This window comes from Cellulomonas bogoriensis 69B4 = DSM 16987 (genome assembly GCF_000767165.1).
In the GTDB taxonomy this organism is placed as follows: domain Bacteria; phylum Actinomycetota; class Actinomycetes; order Actinomycetales; family Cellulomonadaceae; genus Actinotalea; species Actinotalea bogoriensis.
Window position 1 is genome coordinate 1 of record NZ_AXCZ01000095.1, and the last position, 10418, is coordinate 10418.

Below are 10418 nucleotides of genomic sequence, written 5' to 3' on the forward strand. Positions count from 1 at the left end.
CGACCGAGCCGCCCGCACCGACCCTGCCGCCGGTGCCGACGGACCCGCCGGTTCCCACGCCGCCCACGAGCCCGACGCCCGGCACGGGTTGCGAGGCGACCTACCGGCTCACGAGCTCGTGGCCCGGGGGTTTCGTGGCTGAGGTGACGGTCGCACCCACGGGTGCGGCACTCGACGGGTGGACGGTGGACGTGGCGCTCCCGCAGGGCGCGGCGGTCACCAGCGTGTGGAGCGGTCAGGCCTCGGGGTCGGGCAACGCCCTGACGGTGCGGCCCGCGTCGTGGAACGCGCAGGTGCCCGGCGGTGGGTCGACCGCCTTCGGGTTCCAGGGCACCGGCAGCGGTGAGGGCGCGACGGTCACCTGCACCGCAGGTTGACGGACCGGGTCGGGGAGGGGTTCGTGCGGACGAGCGCCCCTCCCCGGCCCCCGGCCCCGGGTCACCTCGGTGCCGGGGTCGGGTTCAGGCGCTGCTGCTCCCGCCAGGCGTCGACGTCCAGGCGGTGGAGCACCGCGTCACCGCTGGGGTGGTCGGCGGGGACCGAGGGGTGACGGAAGTCGTCGGCGGGGTCGTGGGTCATGCCCAGGCGGCGCATCACGGCCGTGGACCGGGTGTTGGAGCGGGCGGTGAACGACACGACCTCGTCCAGGTGCAGGTCCGTGAACGCCACGTGCAGCGCTGCGCGGGCCGCCTCGGTGGCGTACCCGCTGCCCCAGGCCCACCGGGCCAGGCGCCACCCGACCTCCACGCAGGGGGTGAAGTGCGCGGCGAACCGCGGGACCGCCAACCCGGTGAAGCCCGCGAACGTCCCGGTGTGGGCACCGTCGGCGACCTCGACGGCCCACAGACCCCACCCGTGCTCGTCGATGTGCGCCCGGGCCCGCGCGGCGAGCGCGTCGCTGTCCTGCCTGGTCAGGACGCTGGGGAAGTGCTCCATGACGGCCGGGTCGGCGTTCATGCGGGCGAACGGCTCGAGGTCGGCCTCCACCCAGGGACGCAGCAGCAGGCGGTCGGTGCGCAGGGCCGTCGGGGTGCTCACGGTGGGTGACTGTAGCGGTCGGTGGGAGGGTCGCCCGCGGGGGCCGGCTCGGGCGTGCGAGTGTGTGGTCCATGGACGGCATGGGACTGGTGCTCGGGCGCTTGCAGGACGCGGGCTTCACCGACGTGGCGGGGGTGGACGCCGCCGAGGGCGGGCTCGCGGCGGTCGCCGCGGCGGTGCGCCTGGGCGACGGGTCGTCGGTGTTCGCGAAGACGTTCGCCGAGTCACCCGGTACCGGGGTGTTCGAGGCCGAGGCCGAGGGGTTGTCGGCGTTGGCCGCCGCGGGGGCCCGCACACCCCGGGTGCTGCACGTCGACCGCGAGCTGCTGGTCCTGGAGCAGGTTCGGCCCCGGGTGGACACGCCTGCGGCGTGGGAGGAGCTGGGGCGCACCCTGGCCGCGCTGCACACCTCGACGCGCACCGACCGGTTCGGGTGGCACCGGGACGTGTGGTTGGGGCGCAGGCGGCAGGACAACACGTGGCACGACGACGGTCACGAGTTCTTCGCCCGGTGCAGGTTGCTGCGGTGGCTGCCCGAGCCGCGCGTGCGGGAGGCGCTGGGCCCGCAGGGGTGCGCGGCGCTGGAACGGTTCTGCGACCGGTTGCCCGAGCTGCTGCCGGCGGCACCGGCGTGCCTGACCCACGGGGACATGTGGTCCCAGAACGTCCTGTCGGACGGGACCGGTGGACCGGTGCTGATCGACCCGGCGGTGTCGTTCACGTGGGCGGAGGTCGACCTGTCGATGCTGTGGTGCAGCCCCCGCCCACCCGCGTCCGACAGGTTGTTCGACGTGTACGCCGAGGTCGCCGGGCTGGAGGACGGTTGGCGGGAGCGGATGCCGTTGCTGCACCTGCGTCAGCACCTGGCGGTGACCGCCCAGTACGACCCGGACTGGGGTCACGGTGCCGACGCCCGCGCCCTGCTGAAGAAGTTCGCCCCGTGGTGACCGACCCCGGCGACGTCCTCGAGACGGTGGAGTGCGCCCCCGGTGCACCGAGCGTGGTCCTGACGTTCGACGACGGACCTCACCCACCCGACACGGACACGCTGCTGGACGTCCTGGCCCACGAGCAGGTCCGGGCGGTGTTCTGCCTGGTCGGTGAGCAGGTGGTGGCCCACCCGGACGTCGTGCGCCGGATCGTCGACCAGGGTCACGTGCTCGGCAACCACTCGTTCCACCACCACGACATGCAGGAGTGGGCCCCGGACCAGGTGCGCGAGGACCTGCAACGCACCCTGGAGGTCATCGACGGGGCCGCGCCCGGGGCGCCGGTGCCGTACTTCCGTGCCCCGTTCGGGCACTGGGGTCGGGCGATCCCCGTGGCCACCGGGCTCGGCATGCGACCGTTGGGATGGCAGCTCGCCGTCGGGGACTGGGACCCGCCCGGCGTCGGTGAGCTCGTGAACGGTATGACGGGCGTGGCGCCCGGGGGGATCGTCCTGCTGCACGACGGCGGTGGGGACCGCAGCCAGACGGTCGAGGCCGTCGCTGCCCTCATCCCCCGGCTGCGCGCCGACGGCTGGACGTTCGCCGTCCCCGGCTGAGCGGCGTCGCCCCTCCCTGGAGCGCGGTGGGCGGCCTCCGGTGTGCGGCGCGTCACGCGCCCGCGCCCGGGGCCTCACCCGCTGTATCGCTCAGGTCGGGGCGTCGACGGTCGATCCAGGGTTCAGCACCTGATCACCCCACCCCCGGAGCCGTCATGTCCCTGGACCCCCGTCGGTCGTTGCACGCCCGACTCATCGTCTCGTTCGCGCTGGTGTCGTTGATGACGTTGGCGTTGGGCGCCGGTGGCGTCGCCGCCATGCGCGCCCTCGCCGACCGCGCCGACGACGTCTACACCTCCGGCGCCGCGCCGGCGAACACCGTGCGGGGCATCGAGGTGGCGTACTGGACCTCGCAGGCGGCGTCGGCCCGCGGGATGCTGCCCGACAACCCCCCTGAGATGACCGAGATGCTCCTGGGGCAGGCGGCCGAGATGGACCAGGTCATGGTGGCCGAGCTCGAGGCCGCGCTCGCGATGCCGCTGTCGGCAGACGCCAGGACGGCACTGGAGGACTTCTCCACCACGAACGACGAGCGGGTCGTCCTGCTGGATCTGTTCGAGCAGACGCTCGCGTCCGGTGACATCGCTGGCGGGTACGCCATGATCGAGCAGCTCAGCGCGCAGGAGGAGCACATGAACGAACTCCTGACCACAGCTTCGGCCGCCACCGCCGCGCACGCCCAGAGCGTGGTCCGCGACGCCCGTGACACCTACGAGACCGCGTTCTGGATCGCCCTGGTCACGATCGTCGGCATGGTCGCCGCGTCGATGACGCTCGGTGTGCTGGTCGCCCGCCGTGTGGGTGGCCCGCTGCGCCGGTTCGTGGCGGTCCTGAACGCCATGGCCGAGGGTGACCTCTCGGCACGGGCGTCGGTGCGCGGCAAGGACGAGATCGCGCAGATGGGCGAGGCGCTCAACCACTCCCTGGAGGCGATGGGTGCCGTGGTGCGGGTCGTCGGCGACTCGGCCGAGCGGTTGGGGAGCTCGGCCCGTGGCCTGAGCAGCTCGACCGGCCTGATCGTCACGAACCTGTCGGAGGCGTCCCAGCGTGCCGGTGTGGTCGCCGGCGCCGCGGACCTCGTCAGCCAGAACGTCAGCACCGTGTCGGTGGGTGCCCAGCAGATGGGGGCCTCCATCCAGGAGATCGCCCGCAACGCCACCGAGGCGGCCACCGTCGCCGCGCAGGCCACGTCCAGCGCCGACGCCACCAACCAGCGCGTCGCACGCCTGGGTGAGTCCAGCCAGGAGATCGGCAACGTCGTCAAGACGATCAGCTCGATCGCCGAGCAGACGAACCTGCTGGCCCTGAACGCCACGATCGAGGCCGCGCGCGCCGGTGAGGCAGGCAAGGGCTTCGCGGTGGTGGCCGGTGAGGTCAAGGACCTGGCCCAGGAGACCGCCAAGGCCACAGAGGACATCGCCCGCCGGGTCGAGGCCATCCAGGCCGACACGACCGGCGCCGTCGAGGCCATCGCCGAGATCAGCGAGGTCATCGCCCGCATCAACGACTACCAGGCGACCATCGCCTCAGCGGTGGAGGAGCAGACCGCCACCACCGAGGAGATGAACCGTCACGTCGGTGAGGCCGCGGGCAGCTCCGGCGAGATCGCCGGCAGCATCAACAGCGTCGCCCAGGCCACCCAGCTGTCCACCGACAGCGCCCAGGGTGTGGAGGACGCCGCGCGTCAGCTCGCCCAGATGAGCGACGAGCTGCAGACCGCGGTCAGGCACTTCGCCCTCTGACCACCACGACGCCCCCCGGGTGCGAGGCCGCACGTCGGTCCGCCCGGGGGGCGTCGTCGTACCCGCGCACCTGCCTGTGGGACCGGGCCGGTCACACGTCGACGGCCTGCTGCACCTGGCGCAGGTGCGAGGGGCTGCCGACCGCCGCCAGCACGCAGATGGCAGCGGCTGCCGCGAGCGCGACGAACACCACCAGCGACGTGCCCTCGCCGAACAGCGTCAGCCCGGCGCCGACGGCGAGCGCGACCAGCGACGCGGAGGACATCTGCCCCGCCGAGACGGCGACGAGCGCATCGGGCTTCTCGGTCGCCATGCGCATCGTCGGGAGCGAGACGAAGAGCCACGAGGCGAGGCCGTCCACCACCCCGACCAGGACGATCACGACGCCCACCGCGGGGCTCAGGAACACCAGCGGCAGCGAGGCCGCGGTGGCGGCCATCATCACCATCGCCCACCGGCTGGAGCGCGTGACCCCGGTGAGGCGGCCGGCCAGGAGGCTGGTCAGCAGGCCTCCCGCTCCGGCCGCTGAGATCGCGACGCCGACGGAGGTCGCCGTGCCTCCCAGCTGGCTGATCTGGAAGGTGGCGACGGGGATGAGCATCACGCTCAGGCCGCCCAGCAGAAGCAGGCTGACGCTGATGAAGCGACGCACGGGACCGCGGAACGGCTCGGCGAGGACCCGCGCGACGTGGCGCACGGGGGTCGGCCCGCCGCCGGTGACGGGCGGGCCCTGAGGGGCCTCACCCGCCGGGATGCCGGTCCGCATCAGCGCTGCGGCGGCGAAGGCGAGCGAGGTCAGGCCGAGCACCGGTGCTGGTCCTGCGAGATCGACGAGGACACCGGCGAGCAACGGCACGAGCAGCGTGAACGTGGAGTCGATGACCTCCAGGGTGGAGTTCGCGGCAGCGAGCCGCCGGTTCGGCACCAGGCCCCGGATGGTCGCCTGGACGGACACCCCGAAGACCCCGGACCCTGCCCCGGCGACCGTCCCCGCGACGGCGAACGACCAGACGCCGCCCTGCCCGGTGAGCACCATCAGCGCCAGGAACGCCAGGGCGCCCGCCTGGATCCAGTTGCCGTACGCGCACCACGAACGGTGCGGGTGCCGTTGGACGACGCCCGCGATCGTCGGGCCCAGGAGCAGGCGCGGGAGGCTGTGGGCGGCGATGTAGACCCCGGCGAGCTGGATCCCGCCGACGGCGGCCACCGACGTCACGGGTACGGCGAGGTCGGCGAGACGGTCCCCGCTGATGTTCGCCGCGTAGGCCGCGGCGAAACGCCGCCACGCCGTCCGGTGCACACCCACCGCACCATCATCGACACCACACCCACGACCCCGCCCGGGCTTTTCCAGCCCGGCCCCGCCCCCGGGCGCGAGGCCCACGTCGGCCCGCCCGGGGGGCGTCGTCGTACCCAGCCCTCTCCAACCACCACCGAGAACGTGAGTTTCGGTCGAGATCGTGCGTTTGAAAGCACGATCTCGACCGAAACTCACGTTCTGGGCGTCGGTGGTGCCCCGGGGTGAGGGAGTGAGGGGGTGAGGGGGAGGGGGGCGGGTCAGTCCGCCAGGCGGACCTCGAAGCTGATGGTCTTGCCGCCGTCGGGGTCGGGGCGGACGGCCCAGGTGGTCGCGAGGGCCTGGATCAGGTGCATCCCGCGTCCGCAGTCCGCGCCGGCGTCCTGCTCGCGCACCACCGGCAGGTCGGGGCACGCGTCGTGGACCTCGACGGTGAGTGCCGCGCCGGAGCGGCTGACCCGCACCGAGACGTGTCCGTCGGGCAGGCCGTGCCGGACGGCGTTGCCGACGACCTCGCTGCTGAGCAGCTCGACCACCGCCAGGGCGTCCACGTCGGCGCCCAGGGCCGTGGCGCGGGCCACCGACCAGCGGCGGGCGGTGGGGACCAGCTCGGGGCGCGACTCGACCGTGAGGGCGGGCGCCATCGCGTCGTCGAGCGCCAGGTAGGGGCGCGGGACGCTGGCCAACCACTGCCGTGGGGCCGCCTCGGGGGACGGTGCGGCGAAGCAGACGCTCATGTGGGCCTCCTGGGAGGAGCAGCGGGGGTCTGCTCCTCGATGCCCATGAGAGCGCCCACGTCGTCGGTCATGACGCGGTTCGTGCGGGTGAGTTCTGCCGGACCCGCACACATTTGACGGGAACGATTATCACTACCTAGTGTCACGCCGCTGTCCCACACAACTGGAGACCCTCATGGCGTCCACGCCCACCCTCCGCACGGCCCGCGCGATCGTCGCGCTCACCGCCGTCGTCGCCCTCACCGCCTGCACCACCACATCCGACACCCGGGACGGGACCGCTGCGGTCACCGGCGGCACCCTGTCCGTCGTCGGCCCGGTCGAGGTCCACTCCCTGGAGCCGGCCACCAGCAGCGAGCTCTTCACCCGCCTGCAGGTCTCCGAGACCCTGGTCGCCACCGACGCCGACGGCGCCCTGCGCGCAGGGCTCGCGACCGGGTGGCACGCCGACGACGACACGACGTGGCGGTTCGAGCTGCGCCCCACCGCGGTGTTCCACGACGGCGAACCCGTCACCGCCGACGCCGTCGTCGCCGCCCTCCAGATCGCGTACGACAAGGAGGGCAGCCCCCTGACCGGCGCACCCGTCGCCGAGATCGGCGTCGACGGGGACGACATCGTGGTGCGGCTGGACGAGCCGTTCGCCTCGCTGCCCGCCGTCCTGGCGCACACCAGCACCCAGGTCCTGGCCCCCTCGTCCTACGACGAGGACGGCGCGGTGACCGAGGTCATCGGCAGCGGCCCCTACGCGATCAGCGCCGTGCACCCACCGCAGCGCATCGAGGTCACCGCCTCGGAGCACTGGGACGGCACCGCCCCGGCCATCACCGACGTCACCTACCAGGCCGTCAGCCGGGCCGAGAGCCGGGCCCTGATGGCCGAGAGCGGGCAGTCCGACGTCACCCTCGGCATGGACCCCGTCAGCCTGCAGCGCCTGCAGGACGTCGACGGCGTCCAGATCCACTCCGTCACCCTCCCCCGCACCATCCAGATGAAGGTCAACGGTGAGCACCCCGCCCTGGGTGACCCGCTCGTGCGCCAGGCCCTGAGCGCCGCCCTGGACCGCCAGGGCATGGCCACCGCCCTGCTGCGCGACCCCGAGATGGCCGCCACCCAGCTGTTCCCCCCGTCGCTGGCCGACTGGCACCAGGACGACCTCACCGCACTGGAGCACGACGCCGACGAGGCCCGCCGCCTCCTGGCCGAGGCCGGGTGGGAGGAGGGCCCCGACGGGATCCTCGTCCGTGACGGTGAGCGCTTCGAGATCACGCTGCGCACGTTCCCCGACCGCCCCGAGCTGCCGATCCTGGCCACCGCCATCCAGGCCGCGTTCGCCGACGTCGGCATCGACCTGTCGGTCAGCATCAGCAACTCCAGCGAGATCCCCGCCGGGCACCAGGACGGCACCCTGGACGTGGGCCTGTACGCACGGAACTACGCCCTGGTCCCCGACCCCGCCGTGACCCTGCTGGGCGACTTCGCCCCCGAGGGATCGGACTGGGGCGCCATGGGCTGGAACGACGAGGACCTCACCGCAGCCCTCGAGGCCATGGCCGAGGGCCTGGACGACGCGCAGGCCGCCGACGCCCGCGCCCAGGTCGCCCAGATCATGCAGGACGAGCTGCCCGTCATCCCCGTCGCCTGGTACCGCCAGAGCGCCGTGGTCAACGAGCGCGTCGCGGGCATGACCCTGGACCCGCTCGAGCGGTCCTGGTGGCTGTCCGAGCTGACCTGGTCCAGCTGACGTGCTGAGGCTGCTGCGCAGGCGGGCCCTGCAAGCCGTCGGTGTCACGCTGGTGGTGTCCACCGCGTGCTTCGTGATGATCCGCACCCTGCCCGGTGACCTGGCGTTCCGCATCGCCGCCGGACGGTACGGGTACGACCAGGTCGACGCCGCGTCCGCGGAGGGCGTGCGGGCCGAGCTGGGGCTGGACCGGCCCGCCTGGCAGCAGCTGCTCGAGTGGTGGGCCGGGCTGGCCCGCCTGGACCTGGGCACCTCCCTGGTGACCCGCGCGAGCATCGCCGACGAGCTCGGTCACGCACTGGGCGCCAGCCTCCACCTGGCAGCCGTGGCCCTGGCCATGGGCTGCCTGGTGGGGGTGACCCTGGGGGCGGCCGCCGCCCACAGGCCCGGTGGTGCGCTCGACAAGCTCACCACCCTGGCCGTGGTCGGGTCGCGGGCCCTGCCGCCGTTCATCCTGGGCCTGCTGCTGATCCTGGTGTTCGCCGTCCACCTGGGCGTCCTGCCCGCCGCCGGCCACGGCCAGGCCTCGAACGTGGCCCTCCCGGCCGCGGCCCTGGCCATCGGGCTCGCCGGCCTGTTCGCACGCATCACCCGCGACACCGTCGTGCAGGTGCGGGCCACCGAGTACGTGCAGTTCGCCCGCACCAAGGGACTGAACGGGCGCCTGGTCCTGACCCGCCACGTGCTGCGCAACTCCGGGGTCACCGTCGTGTCCTACGTGGGGGTGCAGGCCCTGATCCTCATCGAGGGCGTCATCGTGATCGAGAGCCTGTTCGGGTGGCCCGGCCTGGGCCACGCCCTGGTGCACGCGGTGTTCTGGCGTGACGTGCCCATGATCCAGGCGACCGCCGTCGCCCTGGCCCTGCTCGTCGTGGTCATCAACACCGCCGTCGACGTGTCGACCGCGGCCATGGACCCGCGACCCCGCGTCAAGGAGGTCACCCCATGACCCGCCCCGCCCCCGAGCCCGCGGCCGTGGCCCTGCCCCAGGTCGCCTCCGTCCTGGTGCCCCCCACCCGCCGCACCGCGGACCGCCCCGCCCTGTGGTGGGCAGGAGCCGTGACCCTGGCGCTGCTGGTCCTGTTCGCGCTGCTCGGCCCACTGATCTGGCGTGAGCCCATCGCCCAGGACCTGTCCCGCTTCCTGCAGGCCCCCACACCGGCCGAACCGCTGGGGCACGACCACCTCGGCCGCAGCGTCATCGCCCGCCTCGCCCACGCCACCCGCCTGTCCCTGGTCCTGGCGATCCTGTGCGTCACGGTCGCGATGATCGCCGGGACCCTCACCGGGATCCTCGCCGCGTGGCGGGGACGGTGGGTCGACACCCTCCTGCACGGGCTCTCCGAGACGCTCGTCGCGATCCCCGCCCTGCTCATCGTCCTGATCGCCTCCGCCGCCGGCGGTGGTGGCCTGACGATGCTGTTCGTCGGCATCGCCCTGGTGCAGTGGATCGAGTACTTCAGGGTGGTGCGGGCCCGCAGCGGCGTGCTGCTCGCCGGCCCCGGGGTCGAGGCCGCACGCCTGCTGGGCCTGGGCCCCGTCCACGTCCTGCGCCGCCACCTGTGGCCCGAGCTGCGCCCCGTGCTGCTGACCATGGCCTCGTTCGGCATCGGCACCGCCGTCCTCACCCTGTCGACCCTGGGGTTCGTGGGCGTCGGCGTCAGCCCACCCACCCCCGAGCTCGGCCTGATGATCACCGAGGCGTTCCCCTTCTACTCCGAGGCACCCTGGATGTCGCTGGCGCCCGTCCTGGTGCTCGCCGCGACCCTCCTGGGCCTGCTCGGCATCCGCGGCACGGAGGCCCGATCATGACCATGCACGTGCAGGACGTCACCGTCACCTACCGCGGCCGCACCCTGGTCGACGTCGACGACGTCCACCTCGAACCCGGCCGCCCGGTGACCATCGTCGGCGAGAGTGGCTCCGGCAAGTCCCTGCTCGCCCACGCCGTCATGGGCACCTCCGCCCCGGGCCTGCACCCCCAGGGCCGCATGACCCTGGACGGGACCACCTACGACCTGGCCGACCGCCGCCACGGGCGCCGCCTGTGGGGCTCCACCCTGGCCCTGCTGCCCCAGGAACCCGCCCTGGCCCTGGACCCCACCATGCGGGTACGGGAGCAGGTCGCCGAGGGGCACCCGGTCTTCACCCGGTCCCGCGGCACCGCCCTGGCGGCCGCGACCACCCGGCTCACCTCCCTGGGCCTGGGCGACCGGGGCCGGGCCTACCCCCACACGTTGTCCGGCGGCATGGCCCAACGGGTCGCGTTCGCCGCCGCGACCGTCGGCGGGGCACCGGTGCTGCTCGCCGACGA

Annotated in this window: 11 protein-coding genes; 8 read left to right on the top strand and 3 right to left on the bottom strand. The window is 73.5% G+C overall.

Going from position 1 to position 10418, the window contains the following annotated elements:
* The coding region (locus tag N869_RS16995; protein ID WP_232229684.1) for a cellulose binding domain-containing protein at positions 1–377 on the top strand (377 nt) is incomplete at its 5' end.
* Between the two features lie 61 nt (positions 378–438).
* On the opposite strand, the gene N869_RS09525 is transcribed toward N869_RS16995, so the two are convergent.
* Entirely contained in the window at positions 439–1038 is a 600-nt protein-coding gene (locus N869_RS09525) for a GNAT family N-acetyltransferase (protein ID WP_198026028.1), read from the bottom strand.
* A gap of 71 nt (positions 1039–1109) precedes the next feature.
* Between N869_RS09525 and N869_RS09530 the strand changes: the two genes are divergently transcribed.
* The 3 genes from N869_RS09530 (at position 1110) to N869_RS09540 (ending at position 4326) form a co-directional block, all read left to right on the top strand.
* Positions 1110–1985 (top strand): fructosamine kinase family protein, encoded by an 876-nt coding sequence (locus N869_RS09530; RefSeq protein ID WP_198026029.1) that lies wholly within the window; start codon positions 1110–1112, stop codon positions 1983–1985.
* Entirely contained in the window at positions 1979–2584 is a 606-nt protein-coding gene (locus tag N869_RS09535) for a polysaccharide deacetylase family protein (RefSeq protein WP_035060737.1), read from the top strand. Before N869_RS09530 ends, N869_RS09535 begins: the two co-directional genes overlap by 7 nt.
* A gap of 155 nt (positions 2585–2739) precedes the next feature.
* The gene (locus N869_RS09540) at positions 2740–4326 is read left to right on the top strand and encodes a methyl-accepting chemotaxis protein (RefSeq protein WP_035060739.1); all 1587 of its coding nucleotides are present in this window, start codon (positions 2740–2742) and stop codon (positions 4324–4326) included.
* Positions 4327–4417: 91 nt separating this feature from the next.
* Here the strand turns inward: N869_RS09540 and N869_RS09545 are convergent, their stop codons facing one another.
* Positions 4418–5632: an MFS transporter gene (locus N869_RS09545; protein ID WP_035060742.1), complete on the bottom strand. Its 1215-nt coding sequence runs from the start codon at positions 5630–5632 to the stop codon at positions 4418–4420.
* A 251-nt stretch (positions 5633–5883) separates the two neighbouring features.
* Positions 5884–6360 carry an ATP-binding protein gene (locus N869_RS09550; protein WP_052105317.1) on the bottom strand — a complete coding sequence of 159 codons (477 nt, stop codon included), beginning with the start codon at positions 6358–6360 and terminating at the stop codon, positions 5884–5886.
* A 175-nt stretch (positions 6361–6535) separates the two neighbouring features.
* On the opposite strand from N869_RS09550, the gene N869_RS09555 reads away from it, so the two are divergent.
* From N869_RS09555 to N869_RS09570, 4 genes are all read left to right on the top strand, one after another.
* Positions 6536–8104, top strand: a complete 1569-nt coding sequence (locus N869_RS09555) for an ABC transporter substrate-binding protein (RefSeq protein ID WP_035060745.1) — start codon at positions 6536–6538, stop codon at positions 8102–8104.
* A 1-nt stretch (position 8105) separates the two neighbouring features.
* Positions 8106–9053, top strand: coding sequence for an ABC transporter permease (locus tag N869_RS09560; RefSeq protein WP_198026030.1), 948 nt, complete (start codon positions 8106–8108; stop codon positions 9051–9053).
* Positions 9050–9916, top strand: coding sequence for an ABC transporter permease (locus N869_RS09565; protein ID WP_084136832.1), 867 nt, complete (start codon positions 9050–9052; stop codon positions 9914–9916). Before N869_RS09560 ends, N869_RS09565 begins: the two co-directional genes overlap by 4 nt.
* Positions 9913–10418: ATP-binding cassette domain-containing protein (locus tag N869_RS09570; protein ID WP_156968474.1), on the top strand; the 506-nt coding region annotated here is incomplete at its 3' end. The genes N869_RS09565 and N869_RS09570, both read left to right, overlap by 4 nt.